Genomic DNA, 18,590 nt, shown 5'->3' with positions numbered 1-18,590 from the left:
ACTATAGATTTACAAGTTGTACTGAACATTTTCTGCCTAGCAGATACGCCGGAAGTGTTGGTCGCACTTTCGGTTGTTTGTTCATTCGCCGCTATCAAATCATATCATACTGGCTCTTTATCGCATTATAACATTTCGGTTAACTTTATACATTACACCTGAAATGCAAAAAGCAAGCAAGAAGAATAGGATATATTTTACAATACACTGATAATCAGTAAAAAAAAATTAAAAAAGGAGAAGAATAAGCGCGATATATAAAAAGCTAGAAAGTTCAGATTTATTTTTAAGCTCCCCTTTTAAGAAAATATTGGCATTTCTAATATGGCTATTAACAGTTGCTATCGATATTTTTAGCTGTTCACTCACCTCTTTATAGCTTAAACCATCAAGCTTACAAAGCATATATACCTTCTTTTGTTGCGGCGGTAAGCGGTCTAACAATGTTTGCAATAATTGTTGAATTTCCTTATTTTCTATCCACTCCTCCACGCTATTGCTATTCGCTACGCTAACGTGCATCAGAAATTCTTCCCGCAAACGATTGTCGTTCGCTATTTTACGAAATACATTCTTGGTTTTATTTATTGCGCTCCGGTATAGGTAAGCCGGAACGGACTTTGAAGCATCCATGTCATGTCGCTTCTCCCATAGCATCATAAACACATCTTGCAAAACCTCTTCGGCCAGTTCGTAGGAACGAAGTAGTCGAACCAGATGCGTAGCCAGTTCATTTTTATACCTATCATAAATCTCCAAAAAAGCTTTTTGGTCATCCTTATTCAATAAGACAACCAAGGCTTCATCCGTATGATTTTTTAGGTGTTTCATATCCCATCTTTAATTGTAACAAGATGTTTTTGCGACTTTTGATTTATAATATAGCGATCTCTATTTATGCGCCATGAAGATACAAAAATTATGATGTTTTTCTGGCAGATCTAATTTTTACCTCAGATCCTGAATTTTTAACGGTCCCTTTAATTGAATACGTTCAGCCTGCTTACTTGCTCCGGCCTTTTCACCTTTTTTCCAAGTTCCGGGTAAACGCTTGCCATGTACATTGTCTCGATCGGGTGTTGGGTGTTGCGGAACCGAATCGCCAGTTTCTTCGATCCATCGATCCATCACCTTTCGTAAGTAATTAAGGGTATCGCCGTGTTTTTTATCGGATACCAGATTTTTAAATTGATGAGGATCAGCGCTTAGGTCGTATAATTCTTCCTCCTCCCGAGGCACGAGAAAGACATCTTCTTGTTCAGGCGTTGTCAATCCCTTATCATGGGCTTCCCACAATTCCTCCCCCGCAGGAAATTGACGAGTGGACTCACCTAGCAGATTTTGACGCTCGGGAAAAGCATTTCGGATATATACCCAATCATTGTATCGAACCATGCGTTCATGGGCTTGAAAAACATGCCAGTTATGCTCGGCAAAAACAAAGTCACGGTGGTCAGCCCCTTCCTTGTCCGCTAAAATGGGATGGAAGCTCCGTCCCTGCATTCGATCATCGATTTTATGACCTGTTAAGTGTAAAATTGTTGGTGCGATATCAACTGAACTTATCAAGGCTTTTGTAGTGCCTTGAACTATATCAGGACCATAAACAATAAAAGGCGTCTTGATCCCACTATCGTATAGTCTTCCTTTGTTTCTCGGAAAAGGCCGACCATTATCACTCATAAAGATAATATACGTATTCTCCAAGGCTCCCTGCTTCTTCAATTCCTTCACAATCTCTCCCATATAATAGTCTGCACGCGATACCTCATGATAATACGCCGCCAGATCCTTACGCGTCTGCGGGCCGTCATATAACATCGGGGGTACGACAAGTTCATCCGGGTTATACTGTGTTCCTTTATCATTAATCTGCCAGTCGCGATGTGCATCGTGTGAAGCAAACCAAAAGAAAAAGGGTTGGTCTTTGGGTCGGTTTCTTATAATCTCGTTCCAATCTTCTTCTCCCCCTGGACCTTTGCCCGGTGAAATCATATCGAACGCATGTTTTGTCTGCGGCCCCATATGGTTCTTGCCCGATAGCACCGTATAGTAACCCGCTTCTTTCAATAGTTGCGGAAACATCACCTGTCCCTTGGGCAGCGGATCATGCAGCTCCGGTGCTCCCGTATTGTGTGGATAACGCCCGGTAATAATACTCGAACGACTTGGGCTACAGCTGCTGGTTGTCAGGTAAGCGTTTTCGAATTTAAGTCCGTTTGCTGCCAGACTGTCGATATGTGGCGTTTTTACATTCGGGCTGCCATAGCAACTTAAATCCGCCCATCCGATATCATCCGTAATAAAAAAGATAAAATTGGGTTTGGTTGATTGCTGCGCCTGTACAGTCGGGATGATGAAACTTATCGCCATAAAAAATAGCACTAAATTCTTCATATGTTCTAAGCTTTGATTAGCAATATGATGCGTCTGAGCGTAATAAAAAAGGAACTGAAAACCAGTTCCTTTTTGTTTCCTTATACTTTATAGTATTGCTCCCAACCTTTCGCTGGTGGCGGACCTACCAACAATGCATTTGCAAATTTGTCGTTGGTAATTTCTTTCTTCACGGGGTCAAATTCTATTTTACCATTCAATCGTTGACTAATGACGCCCAGACAGAACACCTGACTTAACGGACCAGCGATCTCGAAAGGAGACCTCGTCTTCTCTTCGCCTTTACAAGCTTTCAAGAAGTTTGCAAAATGGTTCGAAGGAGACTGCGGAACTTCTGGAAGTTTATTCGCCATATCTTGCGCTTTTGATTCCGGAATAATCTGCAGTGTACTTGCGTGCGAGCCTCCCTTAAACGTTAAGTCTTTACTATAAATAATCTTCCCTGGATTAAGTTTCACTGGTTCAATTTTCCCCGTACTCGGTGGTGGGATGTTCGGGTCTAGGCCCGAAACGCCATAACCTTCCGGAATCTCAGGTAGATTATCCAAACCATCATACCAGGTGATGTCTACTGCAGGCATCCTTTTCCGTTTTGGAAAATGAAATTTAATCGTAGAAGACATGGGGAAAAAGAACGCATTGTGCCCCTCCAGATAAGTTGCTTCCACTTGCGTTGGTAAGCCCAGCTCTAAAAATTCATGTGCTGTATCGAGAATATGCGCACCCCAGTCGCCTAGGGCTCCCATACCGAAATCATACCAACAACGCCATTGTCCGTTGATAAAATCCTTATTATAGTTATGCCCTAGTGTCTGCATCTGCCACAATTCCCAATCCAATGTAGATGGAATTTTCTCTGCCGGCGGAAAGTTTTTCATATTCGGATCCCAATCGTGCCACCGACGCCGGCTATTCATGTGCGCATCAATACGGGTTACATCTTTAATAATACCAGCATCTTTCCAAGCTTTAAACTGGAAATAATTTGCTTCTGAATGCCCTTGATTTCCCATCTGCGTGACGACATTGCTGTGCTTTTTCGCTTTTTGCATCATCAGTTCCACTTCCCAGAAAGTCTGTGCCATTGGCTTCTCCACATATACGTGCTTGCCTAACTCCAAAGCGGTCATCGTTATCGCAAAGTGCGCAAAATCGGGCGTACCGATCGATACGGCATCGATCTGATTGCCCATTTTGTCAAACATCTGTCTGAAGTCTTGGAATCGGGGAACATCCGGAAACATCTTCAAAATCTGCTGCGTATGCGGCGCATTCATATCGACATCGCACAGTGCAACAATATTACAAAGTCCTGTTTTATACAAATCACGGATGATTTCACCCGCCCGGTTTCCTACTCCAATACACGCTAAGTTCACGCGTTCATTGGCCGGAGCAAACGGAATTTTTCCTAACAGACTATTGGATAGTATCACGCCACCGCCTACCATAGCAGCACGGCTGATAAAACTACGACGTGAAAGGTAATGGTTCATATCTTATCTTTTTATAGGTGATTACTTCGTTTTTTTAACCTTGATATTTCTAAAAGAGACATTATCCCCATGATCCTGCAAAAGGATATGTCCTTGAGGAGCTCCACCGAAATTGTCCCAATCTTTGTATTTGCTCTTCGCTACCAGATCAAGATATTCTTGCGATCCGCGCTTATATTCGACCATTTTAGTGCCATTGAGATAGTGCGTTACCGTACCATCTTCCGAGACGCGTACTCTTCCACGGTTCCATTGTCCTATAGGTCTGCGGGCACGGCCATCCTTGTTTGATGTGATCAAGTCATATAACGAAGCAAGTGTACGGTTGCCATCACGGCCCATCTTCGCATCTGGGTGCAGTTTGTCGTCCAAAATCTGGTATTCCAACCCGATTGCAGACCCTTTGGTTTTTTCTTTTAGCGTCACAAAATACTTTACACCGCTATTTGCACCTGGTGTCAGTTTGAACTCGAAAGAAAGATCAAAAACCGCATACTGATCCCGTGTGATAATGTCTCCCCCATTCGTCGATTCGCCACCATCAGATTTCAATACGGTAATTTCGCCATTTCCTACTTTCCATCCTTTCTCCGGGAATGCGTCACCGCGCACACTACGCCATTGGTCGGCCGTATTGCCATCAAACAGTAACTCCACACCGGATTTTTTCTCCGCATCACTCAAATCATTAGGTTTAAGATTTACGACAAACACATCTTCTGGAAAAGCCGTCGGCTCTAAATTTTCAGTTTGTATGCGGATATTTTTGAAGTATACTTTTTGTCCGTCCAGATGGTCTTTAATGCTATGTACCTGCAAACCGATAAACCCGGATTTGTCCAGCGTATCAATAACATATGCGGTCGGCGTATCGTTTACCCAAACACGCAGTTCGTCGCCAATGGCTTCGATACGGTAGTGATTATATTCGTTGACCTTGTAAGCGGTCTTCGCCTTTTCATTGAGATCCAAAGGGTAGAGCCACATGCGGCGTGCTTCGTCGTAAATACCCCCTGCCCACGCTCTTGCCGTCGGATCTACCTCTACCTGTCTACCATATACCCGGCCTTTACCGTTATTCCCTTCGGGGTCGATATGGCTACGCGTCTGTATACCTGAGTTGGTTTCGGTTCCCTCCAATTTAATATCCACTTCCAGGATAAAATCTCCATATTCTTTTTCCGTAATCAGGAATGAATTTGGTGTTCCTTTGGTCATAGTTCCCACGATTACACCGTCTTCAACCGTATAGGGTGCATCTCCGCCTACCGATTTCCACCCTTCCAGCGTCTTACCGTCAAACAGATCCGTCCATTTACCTCCGTTTTGTGCTTCAGTCGGAGATTGACAAGCCACAAAGCTGATAGTCGCTGCGACCAAAAATTTAGATATTGCGTTCATTTTTTTAGTGTATTTATATATTCGTATTTAGATAATAGATAGGAAAAGCGCATCACGCCTTAGGCAATTTATAACCGTTATGATATTTGGCCAAGAGATAGTTATTGGCTTTTCTATCTGTAAATTTACGTTTCGTGCGATCCCAATATAATTTTTCACCTGTCCGGTAAGCGATATTGCCCATCTGGCAAAAAACAGCTATATGAGCCCCGACCTGAATAGGCGCATTGACCAGGGTACGATCTTTTTTCGTTATGGCCTGAACAAAGTTTTGCATGTGCATATCCAGACCATTATCTTTCGGTTTTTGCAGTGCAACAGCCTCCATCCTCCCTTTCTCGGGGATGACCTCCCATCCATTTCTATTCAACACCAGCGTACCGTTATTCCCTATAAATGCCACCCCATGATTCCTACCGTATGGGCCAAGGCCGATTCCAATGGCATGTTCCCATTCTATACTAAAATCCTCAAACGCATACACAACACGCATCGTGTCGGGTGTTTCAGAAGCGCCGTTTGGATCCGCATATTTACCGCCCGATGCCATCACCGAAACAGGATCGGATACTTTCATTCCCAATAAGGCGTAATCCAACATATGTACGCCCCAATCAGTCATAAGTCCGCCTGCATAATCCCAAAACCAACGGAATTCGAAGTGAAATCTATTGGGATTGAAGGGACGTTTTGTTGCCGGACCCAACCATAAATCGTAATGTACGCCTTCTGGGACAGCCGTATCGGGTTTCTGCTCGATGGTCTTCTTCCAATCTACATAAGACCAAGCCTTCACCGTCCTAATCTTCCCTAACCGTCCGGAATGCACAAAGTCGATGGCATCTCGAAAATGCTGTTGGCTACGCTGCCATTGACCAATTTGTACTACGCTCGCGCTGTTATCTACAGCTTTTACCATCACGTCGCATTCTTCGACCGAATTACCGATTGGCTTCTCTAAATAGACATGTTTCCCCGCTTTCACCGCATCTGCAAGCTGCAGACAATGCCAATGATCGGGTGTAGCGATGATGACGATATCAACCAAATCCGCTTCCAGCATATCCTGATAGGAAACGAATGTCTGCACATCAATGCCGCGTTCGGCCAACTCGGCTGTACGTCTCTGTAATACGTTTTCGTCTACATCGCACAATGCGGTACATCGTACGTTCGTATTCTTCAATATCGCGTTCAAATTTGCCCACCCCATTCCGTGTGCGCCAATCAGCCCAACTCTAAGGGACACTTGGCTGGCAAGTACTCCAGAAAAAGGCACAAAAGCAGATGCAGCAAAAATCGACGAAATCTTTATAAAATCTTTTCTGTTCATTTAGTACTTTCTTTTTTCCGATTTCAAGAAATTCAATCTTATTCTTCGGGCTTACAATTCACCCAAATGTAAAGAATATCGAACGTAGTTTCTGCACCCGTAATAGTTAATTTACGAAAACGTTGTAATTATTATCGACTTAATCCACTTTAACCGTTGGGCCTTTAACTTTGAGTTCTCCATTCTCTGTTAGCTGTAGCTCATCTAAAAACACGAGGCGTTCATCCCCTGTTTTATTCGTTCTACCGTGATACACACACCACATCTTTCCTTCTCTATCTTGCAACAAACTGTTGTGTCCCGTACCCGACACAATGCCTCCACTTTCTGTATTTTTTTGTAGGATGGGATTAGCAGCTGACTTCTCAAACGGACCTAATGGACTCGACGCCGTCGCATAACCAACAGCATAATGTTGCCCACCGAAGAAATTAGCGGAGTACATCATATAATAGGTATCATTGTGCTTAAACAGATATGAACCTTCCGTCCATCTGCGGTTCACTTCGCCCGACGTGACCGAACGGCTTTCCCATTCAGCTTGTTGGTCGTCCATAGAAACGGGTGGTCGGAGCAACAGTACCGGTTCGCCTATAACCGAAGCAAAGTCTGGCGATAACTCTATACCGTATATCCAACTCTCTTCGATTTCGTTAAACATTTTCTTCTCGCGGGCCCAGTCGGCAATTTCAGACTCTACGGCGTGTTTATAGCAACATCTGGAGTAATATAGATACAATTTGCCATCCTCGGAAAAGTAAACATTGGCATCAATAATCGGGTATCCCGGATCGAATAAAGGTTCTCCGGTCATATCTTCAAATGGTCCTAATGGATTATCGGCTATTGCAACCCCTATTTTATAGTTTTCCAATTCATTATTCGGGTTGTTTTTCCAATGCGCACTATAAAACATATAGTATTTTCCGTTTCCCTTGTATACTTCTGGTGCCCAGAAATCTTTTGTTCCCCAGGACTTCTCTTGATCCGCAGAATAAACCTGCTCCCGCTTCTCCCAAGTTTTTAAATCTTTGGACGAATAGGCCATAAAACCATTTTTTACGCCTCCTGTTCCATACATATAGTACGTATCCGATTCATCATCATAAACAATAAACGGATCGCCAAATGCTACATCCAATGGATTATTCGACTCGTATACCGCTGCTTTATTATCTTGGCTTTCGGGATTTTCTTGATTTTCCTGACTTTGCGTACGATTGCTATTACATGACAGCATGGTGAACAGCAATCCAATGAGGATAAAAAATAGTTTATTCATGATTTTCTATTGTTTAAAATAAGGTTTATGTTGAGCAACAACACTGGGTGTATCCCCTTTTATAACAGGCCAATTGTCTGCCCAATCTATTTTATCGAGGAACAGCATCCGTCTACTCGCACCCCCAGCTACCTTTCCTTTTTCGACATCAATGCCATGGTATAAAATCCAATCCTGATCAGCATCATCCTTCAAGATTCGGGAGCCATGGCCCACGCCCACAAATTTGTCATTTGCTTTTAGGATGAGTGTTCCGTTTCCTCTTTCACGTAGGTCACGCCCCTCCTTATCCAGATACGGGCCTTTCAGATTTTTAGATCGCCCGACCACCATGTGGTAACTGCTTCTTACCCCATCACAACACGATCCTCTGGAACCAATAAAATAGTAGTAATTGTTACGTTTGTGGATAATAACGGCTTCGAGGTCGCCGGCAGCAATTTTAAACTTATCCGCGGGATCCGTAATCTGAATACCATCTTCGTGCAGGGGAACGCCATATGTCCCTTGCTTAGGTCCGTTATCAAAACTTCCCCAGAATAGGTACTTTTCGTCATCTTCCTGCCACATGAACGGGTCAATCGAATTAGGCACATCGATTGATTTACTGTCGAATAGCTTGCCGTGATCGCGAAACGGACCTTCTGGTTTATCCGAAGTTGCTACACCTATTCCCGGATTCGGGTCATCCCAGATCGAAAAAGCGTAATACAAAAAATATTTACCATTATTATATACAGCTTCTGGGGCCCAAATGCCACCTCTCTTTTTCCAGCTAGGCTTCGATTCAAAAGCAGATCCTACCAATTCCCATTTCGATAAATCTTTGGATTTCAAAACAGGGACCAATCTACTGCCTACCCCATCGCCCCAGTCGTCTTGCGTACCATAGGCGTAAAACACGCCTGAAACGGGATCACGAAGCACAGTGGGGTCGGCTAAAATGGGTTCAAATACCGGATTAACAAAACGGGTTTCAGGATCTTCTTTCGGCATTCGCCCCTGTCCACCTGTACTACTTGCACAAGCGAGAAACAGGCAAGATGAAACAACCGACAAAAAAGGCACGACAAGTTTTTTACTTTTTCTCTTCATTCTTTTATCCATACAGCTGAGTCCAGCAACAATTCAACATTTAAAATTTAATATGTAGTTTGTTTATAATTGCACTTTAATTAAGAGCTTTTGATTTATGCAGCTTTACCTACAACACCAACAAAAATGCAAATTGCTTCCCAATAAAAGTTACCATTTCGATTCAAAAACGCATCGTTTTGTATCACAAGGTTAGCTATAAAAGTACAGACATCACTCCAAACCTAAATGAATTCATTTTTATATGCAATTTAATTGCGCATAATATAAAATGAATTTATTTCGCTCTCCTCTGCCATCAAGGGCTACTTTATAGAGGAAATATAGATTGAGACAAAACAACAATTTATTGATACAATCCAGCAATTTCTATCGATGAATATTAACAAACTTTGTTTATTAAGTTTCCATTAAGGAACCATTATAAACATATTTAACGATGTAACTAATATAAGTCTTATGTTAATTCCTTATAAAACCAAACGTCATTTTTCACTGGCGAAAATGAAGTGGATATCGGCCAGTTGCTTATTATGTCTATTTTCGGTAGGCACACCAATCCACACGGTTATAGCCAGTCCGAATACAGGCACGAAAGCCGTTCGGGTGCAGACCAAAGAAATCCGTGGAAGAGTGACGGATGCGGAAGGCACCGTTTTAGAAGGTGCAACCATCACCGTTAAGGGAACTTCTGTTAGCACGGCCTCCGACGAACAGGGGCAATATACCTTATCTGTTCCTAACACAGCACAAACATTGGTCATATCGCTAATTGGCTATGAAACACAGGAGTTGCCCCTCGGTTCCCAAGATGTTATTAACGTCTCGTTATCGAGTGATACTGATGCACTAGAAGAAGTGGTTGTTGTAGGATATGGTACGATGCGAAAAAAGGATTTGACGGGTTCCATTACGCAAATCCAGGCAGATCGGTTGGCAAATGAGAATCCCAAGACAGTTCAGGATATCCTACGTGGAACACCAGGTATAAGAGTCGGCTACAGTCCCTCTGCGAAAGGTGGCGGCGAAATTAATATTCGTGGAAGACGATCTGTTTATAATGACGGAGGCCATAACAGCCCGTTAATCGTTCTTGATGGTATGATTTTTTACGGTGAGCTTTCGGAAATAAATCCCGATGATATTGATCAGATTGATGTACTGAAAGATGCTTCTGCGGCAGCGGTCTATGGTGCCAAAGCCGCAAGCGGAGTCATTATCGTGAATACCAAGAAGGGTAAGCAAGGAAAACCTGTCATCAACATGACCACGAACATCGGCATGACGACGCCTGCTGATTACCGCAAACGATTCAGTCCGGAAGCCTATTTACAACATCGGCAGGACTGGTATACGAAGAACACCTACGGAGTAAATCCGGAAACGGGTGCTTATGAGGCTTATCAAACGGGCGTATACAACAACAGACCCGGTTATTTTATGCGGCCGGATCAACTCCCGGGAAACATATCTCTCGATACATGGCGGAATTACACCACCAATGGTTCGGATGAATCCGATTTGAGTATTTGGGGTAAAAGGTTAGGTTTTCAGGGGAACGCACTACAAAATCTACTCGCGGGCAAAACGGTCGATTGGGAAGATGCCACTTACCGTAATGGATTCGATCAGGATTATAACATCAGCGTAAGCGGAGCCAGTGAACGAACCAATTACTACTTATCTATGGGCTATCTAAAAAATCAGGGAGCCGACGTTAGTGATGATTACAAAGCTGTTCGTGCGAACATAAAACTAAATACGATGGTTACGGATTGGTTTGAAATTGGCGCCAATGTAAACTTTCAAGATCGATCCGACGGCAATATGGATGTTGATTTAGATTATCAGCTTCGGAACAGTCCATACGCAGATTATCGTGACGAAATGGGTAATCCGGTGCAATTCCCCTTAAGCGGAGAATACAGCCAACGCGGGTACAATTACGAATTTCAGCGGCAATATCTGGACCTAGAAAAAGGTTATACCGTATTAAATACGATACTGCAAGCGAAAGTCAAACTTCCTTTCAACATTACCTATTCATTTAATGCGTCACCGCGGTATCAATTTTTCTATGACCGTTATTTTATGTCAGCAGAATTACCTGGTTCCGATCCTGCTTCACGCGGCGTAAATCGTGAGCAGCGAAAACGACTCGACTGGTCGTTAAACAATACGATTACTTGGGATCAGACATTCAACGAGAAGCACCATTTTATCGTCACCCTTGTACAAGAAGCCGAAGAATTGAAGTCGTGGAATGACCGTATAGAGGCAAGAAACATTCTTCCTTCCGATGCATTAGGTTTCCATAATACCGAGAATGGTGCTAAAGAGAACAGTGCATACTCCAGCAGCGATGCACATCAAACAGCTACAGGTTTATTGGGCCGTTTGTTTTACTCCTATGACGACCGTTATTTGTTGACTGCGTCAATACGTCGCGATGGATATTCCGCTTTCGGAACGTCAAACCCTTACGCTACTTTCCCATCGATTGCTGCAGCATGGTCATTCACAAACGAAAACTTCTTCCAATGGCACGATGTCATGAGTAGCGGTAAACTCCGTGTATCATACGGTGAGAATGGTAACCGATCCCTGGATAATCCATACGTAGCCTTGGCCAATCTTTATTCCGGAGCTGGTCGAATGCAAGGATATATTAATCCGTCAGGCGACCTTTCCCTATACCGTTATTTAATGGCCGAGCGACTGGCTAATCCTTACCTACAATGGGAAAAAACAGCGTCTTGGAATTTCGGACTTGATTTTGGCTTCCTTAACGACCGGATCTCTGGTAGTTTGGAATACTACAGTATGAAAACACATGATATGATTATGCGGCAACGATTGCCAAGTTTCACAGGCTTCACCAACATTACGAGCAATCTGGGACAAGTAAATAACAGCGGGATCGAATTAGCTATCAATTCCGTAAATGTCACTAAAGATAATTTCCGTTGGTCAACGACCTTCGGTTTCTCTTACAACAAGAACAGGATTAAACACCTGTATTACGAATATGAAGACGTACTGGATGCAAACGGAAACGTCGTCGACCGAAAAGAAATGGATGATATATCCAACGGTTGGTTTATCGACCAGCCTATCGGTGCCATTTGGGATTATCGGGTAACAGGAATCTGGCAGGCTAATGAAGTTGAAGAAGCCGCAAAATACGGGCAGAAACCGGGTGATCCGAAAGTTGCCAATAATTACACCGCCGACGATGTAGTCAATGCTGACGGTTCGGTTACACATGTATACAACGACAACGATAAGGAATTCTTAGGAGAAACGCTTGCACCTTACCATTGGTCATTGCGAAACGAGTTTGTGCTATGGCGTGATCTCAGTTTCTCTTTCAATATTTATTCCTATATGGGCCATAAGAGCTTAAATGGTCAGTACCTGAACAATGATGATCTGGGCGGGCGGATGGCTTATGCCTTACAAAATGTGCCGGCAAAGGAGTATTGGACACCTGAAAATCCGACGAACGAATATGGTCGTATTGAAGCTGCGGGGCCTACGGGTGCCGCTGGGGCACAAAAACTACATGACCGCTCTTTCATCCGTCTAGAAAATATTTCGGTCGGCTATACCTTACCTCAAAGATGGACATCTAACTGGAACCTAAACCGCGTTAAACTTTACGGCACTATCCGTAATGTAGCTACCTGGGCCAAAGATTGGGAATACGGTGATCCTGAAGCTAATCCTTCTTTCGATAGAAATAATGGCGGAGATGGCGGATTGGCAACACGGGTATATACCTTGGGACTGAATTTAGTTTTTTAAACACATTAAAAACAATAAAAATGAGACACTTAGCTAAAAAAATACAATATATATCTTTTACTCTCCTTATGGGCGGGACCATTATCGTTAGCAGTTGCTCCAAAGATTTTTTAACTCCAAAGCCACTGTCTTTTTATGACCCCGATGCCGCTTTCAGTACCGAAGAGGGATTATTTTCAGCGTTAGCGATATGCGATCGTCATCTAAAGTCGTATTGGGCGACGGATCATAACGAAATGTTGACATTGGGTACGGAGTACATCTTTTCGGAACTCATGGTCGCCAGCGCAACCGATAAACGGAATATGCTTGCCGACGTAGCGAATATGCTTACACCAACCAGTGAAACTTCTTATCAAAACATTGAAAGAACAAATAGTATTTGGTATTTATGGGAGGAAACCTACAAGGGCATTATGTATGCCAATACCGTCATTAAATACGCTGACTTGGTAGAGGGTTTGGATGAGGAGGCTAGGAATGCCTATATAGGTAGAGCTTACTTTCATCGTGCTTTTCGCTATATGGCCTTGGTATTTCAATTCGGTGACGTGCCATTAGTGACCACCATTATCGAAGCTCCTAAACAGACCTATCAAAGTACAAAAAGAGAAGCTATTCTCCAAATGTTGCAAAAAGACTTAGAATTCGCTGTAGAATGGGTTCCAGATCAGAAAGATATGAATCTAATCGGTATGGTCAATAAGGGCGCTTGTCGCATGTTACTAACCAAGTGTTACCTCGCATTGGGTGAATACGAGAAAGCAAAGGAACAAACCGATATTTTAATTGATCAATCGGGCTATGCCCTCATCTCAGGCGATGGCTTCGGTTCCTTCAATGAAGGGCCTGAACCAGAAACCTGGAAAATTACACGCAACGTTATCTGGGATATGCATCGTGCGGAAAATAAACTTATCGCCGCAAACAGCGAGGTGATTATGGGTATGCCTAACCGCGGATCAGACACCGAAGCCTTTACCAAGATGCTCACGATGCGCATCTTATATCCGTTTGTTTTTGACAATAGAATCCAAACAAAAGATGGTAAACAGGCTTTGCTGAACCTCAGACGTAACCATGCGGATTACAACCCTCAATATGACTATATGCGCGCATTCGGACGCGGCATTGCGACTTTTCGTCCTACCCGTTTTCACATGACCAATTTATGGCAGGTCAACGGCGTAATGGACGAAACCGATTTACGCCATAATTCAGAAGTGGGAAACTGGATTCGGATGGAAGATTATCGCGTTAATAATAAAGCTTCTTCTCTATTCGGTGAACCACTCGTACTCCACGATGAAAAAAGAAATATCGAGGGAAATGTAGAATGCAGCGACACCGTCCGTCGTTGGTTTGATGTGCCTCATTATAAATTATTTCTAGACGATCCGGTAAACGAGGCTAATATCACCGGTTCAGACGGTCTTCGGGGCGCTACAAACGGAGGAAATGCAGACTGGTATCTGTATCGCTTGGCAGAAGCTTATCTACTCCGAGCAGAAGCCAAGTATTATATCAATCCCGGGGATCCTACGATTAAGGACGACCTCAACATCATCAGGCAACGAGCCAAAGCTACTCAGTTATATGAAGGAGCCGTTACCATAGGCGATATTATGAACGAACGTGCCCGTGAGCTATATTGGGAGGAATGGCGTAACGTAGAACTAAAACGCGTGTCTTTGTGTCTCGCGCGTAGCGGCAAACCGGACGAATGGGGAAATACGTACAACCTAGACAATTTTGATAAACAAAGTGGACGGGATGCTCAGGGTGGAAGCTACTGGTATCAACGTATCGTGCATTATAGTTTGTATAACAAAGGCCCCATAAAAATCGATGCTACCGGCAATAGCGAGCCGAACTTTACCATGGACAAAAAGAACATGTACTGGCCAATACCATATGCTGCTATCTCTGCTAACAATAAAGGACAACTAGCACAAAACTTTGGTTATGATGGCTACGATCCGGCAACACCAAAATGGGAAACTTGGGAAGAAGCTGTAGCCGACGAGGATAACACTGGTGATTAACAGTTAGGATATGGATATTTTTATCGAAACGAATAATAGGTTTCAAAGCCTATTATTCGTCTTTCTATGTGCAATACATGTACAAACGGCTTTTGCTCAAGGTGCAAATAATACGCCTCATGATCCCAACAAACCCAACTTCCTCATCATCATGGCGGACGATCTGGATGTGCAGCAACTTAGCTGTTACGGTGGAAAAAATCTAGAGACGAAACATATCGACCGCCTTGCATCGGAAGGACTAAAGTTCAATTCCATGATTGCTTCGGAAGCCATGTGCATTCCTACGCGGGCTTCCTTATTGACTGGCTTATATCCAGCGCGCCACGGTGCCTATCAGAATCATAAGCCGATAAACAAAGGGCTAAAAAGCATTGTTCATTATCTCGGGGATTTGGGCTATCGCGTAGGGCTTACCGGAAAAGACCACATGACGAAACCGAAAGCCATCTTTCCTTTCGACCTCATCGATGGTTTTGAACCAAATTGTGTATCCCCAACAGATGTTTATTTTTTAGACAGTGTTCAACACTACATCACGCAAGGTTCGCCCTATTGTCTGTTCATCATGAGTAACAATCCGCATGCGCCCTGGACGGTTGGAGATCCGAGTGAATTTAACCCTGCGGAATTGAAACTGCCCGCACATTGGGTCGATACAGACCAGAGTCGTACAGAGTTCCGCAAATACTTAGCTGAGGTTAGGCGACTAGACGATCAGGTGGGTGATGTTTTAGCAATGTTAGCAAAGACAGGTCAGGACAAAAACACCATCGTTATTTTTCTGGGAGAACAAGGACCGCAATTTCCCGGCGGTAAATGGGGGCTGTACGACTATGGACAGAAAAGCGGCATGATCGTTCGGTGGCCAGAAAAAGTGAAGGCTAAAATAGAAACGGATGCGATCGTACAATACGAAGATATTACACCTACCCTTGTCGATATTGCGGGGGGAAAAACGATAACAGGTTTGGATGGTCGGAGTTTTAAACAAGTGTTATCGCATCCAGAGAAACCACACCGGGACGTCGCTTTCGGTATTCACAACAACATTCCGGAAGGTCCGGCCTATCCGATGCGCAGTATACGCGACAACCAGTATAAACTAATCTTAAATTTAAAACCAGAAGCCACCTATTCCATCAAATGGATGATGAACGACAAAGATCCTTCGTTGGTATGGCCTACCTGGATAGCTGAAGCCAAATACGACAAAGCCGCAGCCGAGCTAACAAATCGTATTTCACACAAATCGGCAATTGAATTCTACGATCTACAAAAGGATCCTAATGAATTGAAGAATTTGGCGGAAATACCCGCTTATAAAACGTTAGTCACCCAATATACGAGTCGCTTACAAAACTGGATGAAAGAACAAGGCGATTCAGGCGTAAACATGGATACAAAATTCTAAATCTAATCACTAAAAACAACGTTATGTTAAAAAAGCTATTTTCATTATTCATTGCAGTATGTTCGCTGCAGCTGTTATTTGCTCAAGATAATTCATTAAAAAGTTTTCCAAAAGGATCAACACCGAAGGAAGTCGGAAAACGGTTAGCCGATCATTTTGTTGGTAGCCGACATGACCTTTATGCAGGGAAATGGATGCATTACGCTAGCGTCTGCGCCTGGAATGGGGCGTTGGATTACGCCTTGAAAACAAATGACAAAAAACTCATTAAACAACTAGAGAACAAGTTCGAACCATTTTTTACGTATGAAAAATCATTATTACCACCAATGAACCACGTAGACTACAATATGTTCGGAAGTCTTGCGTTGAAACTCTATCAAATCAACAAGGATGAGCGTTACAAAGAATTAGGCTTAAAGTATGCAGATACCCAATGGGAAGTCCCTCCAAATGCCAAAGCAGAGGAGAAGGCTTGGGCAAATAAAGGCTATTCTTGGCAGACGCGTCTTTGGATCGATGATATGTACATGATTACCGTGGTCCAGGGTGAAGCCTATAAAGTGACCGGAGACAAGAAATACCTAGACCGCGCAGCCAAAGAAATGGTGATGTATCTGGATGAGTTGCAACGCCCGAACGGACTGTTCTACCATGCACCGGACGTACCTTATTATTGGGCACGTGGCGACGGCTGGATGGCAGTCGGTATGCCCGATCTCATGCGTATGATGCCCGAAGATCATCCCGATCGTCCGCGTATCATGGAAGGCTACTTAAAGATGATGAAAAGCTTGAAAGAACACCAGCAACCGAGCGGCATGTGGAATCAATTGATCGATGAACCTACATTTTGGGCTGAAACTTCTGGAACAGCTATGTTCACCTATGCTTTTATTGTCGGTGTGCAGGAAGGTTGGTTGGATGCGGCCGAATATGCACCAGCAGCGCGCAAGGCATGGCTAGCGATGATCCCTTTTATTGACGATCGTAATAACGTGACAGAGATTTGCATCGGAACGGGAAAAAAGAACGACAAGCAATACTACTATGACCGCCCGCGTAATCCGGGAGATCTTCATGGACAGGCGCCTTATCTTTGGTGTGCGGCTGCTCTACTGGGGAAATAATTTCAAATATTAATAAATTATATTTTATCATTCCTTTATAAATAAACAGTATGAATTTCGGTGTCTTACGGCTACGGCTTCTTCTTGCTTCATTTTTTGTTGCGTCGTTCGTGCAAGCGCAACATCAGCTTCCGGACTGGGCGTTGGGGCCCTTTATACGACCGGTCGGTGTCAATCCCATCATCTCTCCCGATCCAAACAACACCTTTTTTGATCCCATGAGCAAGCAAGAAATCGCTTGGGAGGCGGGCGACATTTTCAACCCCGCAGCCGTCGTGAAGAATAATCGCATATACGTCCTTTATCGTGGCGAAGACAAATCCGGCATGGGTATCGGCAAACGTACGTCCCGTATCGGAATTGCCGAAAGTAAAGACGGTATTCACATGAAGCGCGACAAGAAACCGGTCTTTTATCCGGATGAAGATGGACAGAAAGAAAATGAATGGCCTGGCGGTTGTGAAGATCCACGTATCGCTGTCACAGCGGACGGTCTTTATGTGATGCTCTACACGCAATGGAACCGAAAGGTTGCCCGCTTGGCTGTAGCAACCTCCCGTGACTTAAAAAACTGGACCAAGCACGGACCTGCTTTCCAGACTGCCCATAACGGTAGATTTAAAGATCTCTTCTGCAAATCGGGCTCTGTGGTTACGAAGTTAGATAATGGCAAGCAGGTCATTACCAAGGTCAATGGAAAGTACATGATGTATTGGGGCGAGCGTTATATGAATATTGCTACATCGGACGACCTCATCAACTGGATACCTACCTTAAATGATACGGGCGGACTGGATTTAGTTGTCACACCACGAAGAGGTTATTTCGATAGTGATTTAACCGAATGCGGTCCTCCTGCTCTCCTGACCGAACAAGGCATTTTGGTGCTGTACAATGGTAAAAATAAAGGGAACGATGGCAGAGATACAAACTATACGGCCAATACATATGCTGCAGGTCAGGTGTTATTTGATCTCGACAATCCTTCGAAGGTTATCGACCGGTTAGACAAACCTTTTTTTGTACCCACCGAACCTTTCGAAAAAAGCGGCCAATATCCCGATGGCACGGTATTTATCCAAGGACTTGCTTACTTCAAGGACAAATGGTTTTTGTACTACGGCTGCGCCGATAGTCAAGTAGGTGTGGCTATTTATGACCCAAAAATCAGTCGTTAAAAATTATATAAG

General features: G+C 43.6%; 12 protein-coding genes. 5 read left to right on the top strand and 7 right to left on the bottom strand.

The window, feature by feature from the left end:
- Positions 1-228 precede the first annotated feature (228 nt).
- The 7 genes from H8B17_RS02630 to H8B17_RS02600 form a co-directional block, all read right to left on the bottom strand.
- The gene (locus H8B17_RS02630; protein ID WP_190307604.1) at positions 229-831 is read right to left on the bottom strand and encodes an RNA polymerase sigma factor; all 603 of its coding nucleotides are present in this window, start codon (positions 829-831) and stop codon (positions 229-231) included.
- A gap of 117 nt (positions 832-948) precedes the next feature.
- Entirely contained in the window at positions 949-2,397 is a 1,449-nt protein-coding gene (locus tag H8B17_RS02625; protein WP_190307603.1) for a sulfatase family protein, read from the bottom strand.
- A gap of 80 nt (positions 2,398-2,477) precedes the next feature.
- Entirely contained in the window at positions 2,478-3,893 is a 1,416-nt protein-coding gene (locus tag H8B17_RS02620) for a Gfo/Idh/MocA family oxidoreductase (RefSeq protein WP_190307602.1), read from the bottom strand.
- 21 nt (positions 3,894-3,914) lie between these two features.
- On the bottom strand, positions 3,915-5,294 hold the full coding sequence (locus H8B17_RS02615) for a 3-keto-disaccharide hydrolase (RefSeq protein ID WP_190307601.1): 1,380 nt from the start codon (positions 5,292-5,294) through the stop codon (positions 3,915-3,917).
- A gap of 52 nt (positions 5,295-5,346) precedes the next feature.
- Positions 5,347-6,627, bottom strand: coding sequence for a Gfo/Idh/MocA family protein (locus H8B17_RS02610; RefSeq protein WP_190307600.1), 1,281 nt, complete (start codon positions 6,625-6,627; stop codon positions 5,347-5,349).
- A gap of 139 nt (positions 6,628-6,766) precedes the next feature.
- Complete coding sequence (locus H8B17_RS02605; RefSeq protein ID WP_190307599.1) at positions 6,767-7,909, bottom strand: glycoside hydrolase family 43 protein; 1,143 nt, start codon at positions 7,907-7,909, stop codon at positions 6,767-6,769.
- A gap of 6 nt (positions 7,910-7,915) precedes the next feature.
- Positions 7,916-9,004, bottom strand: a complete 1,089-nt coding sequence (locus H8B17_RS02600) for a family 43 glycosylhydrolase (RefSeq protein ID WP_223816317.1) — start codon at positions 9,002-9,004, stop codon at positions 7,916-7,918.
- 504 nt (positions 9,005-9,508) lie between these two features.
- Between H8B17_RS02600 and H8B17_RS02595 the strand changes: the two genes are divergently transcribed.
- Genes H8B17_RS02595 through H8B17_RS02575 form a run of 5 tightly spaced genes read left to right on the top strand, consistent with a single transcriptional unit; the run spans position 9,509 to position 18,578 of the window.
- A complete protein-coding gene (locus tag H8B17_RS02595) occupies positions 9,509-12,811 on the top strand; it encodes a SusC/RagA family TonB-linked outer membrane protein (protein WP_190307598.1) in 3,303 nt (1,100 codons plus the stop codon).
- Between the two features lie 20 nt (positions 12,812-12,831).
- Complete coding sequence (locus H8B17_RS02590; protein ID WP_190307597.1) at positions 12,832-14,856, top strand: RagB/SusD family nutrient uptake outer membrane protein; 2,025 nt, start codon at positions 12,832-12,834, stop codon at positions 14,854-14,856.
- A gap of 10 nt (positions 14,857-14,866) precedes the next feature.
- Positions 14,867-16,270 carry a sulfatase family protein gene (locus tag H8B17_RS02585; RefSeq protein WP_190307596.1) on the top strand — a complete coding sequence of 468 codons (1,404 nt, stop codon included), beginning with the start codon at positions 14,867-14,869 and terminating at the stop codon, positions 16,268-16,270.
- Positions 16,271-16,293: 23 nt separating this feature from the next.
- A complete protein-coding gene (locus H8B17_RS02580; RefSeq protein ID WP_190307595.1) occupies positions 16,294-17,400 on the top strand; it encodes a glycoside hydrolase family 88/105 protein in 1,107 nt (368 codons plus the stop codon).
- A gap of 50 nt (positions 17,401-17,450) precedes the next feature.
- Positions 17,451-18,578 carry a glycoside hydrolase family 130 protein gene (locus H8B17_RS02575; protein ID WP_190307594.1) on the top strand — a complete coding sequence of 376 codons (1,128 nt, stop codon included), beginning with the start codon at positions 17,451-17,453 and terminating at the stop codon, positions 18,576-18,578.
- Positions 18,579-18,590: the final 12 nt, after the last annotated feature.

Source organism: Sphingobacterium arenae (genome assembly GCF_014692505.1).
GTDB lineage: Bacteria > Bacteroidota > Bacteroidia > Sphingobacteriales > Sphingobacteriaceae > Sphingobacterium > Sphingobacterium arenae.
This window is presented reverse-complemented; position numbering and strand designations above follow the sequence as displayed.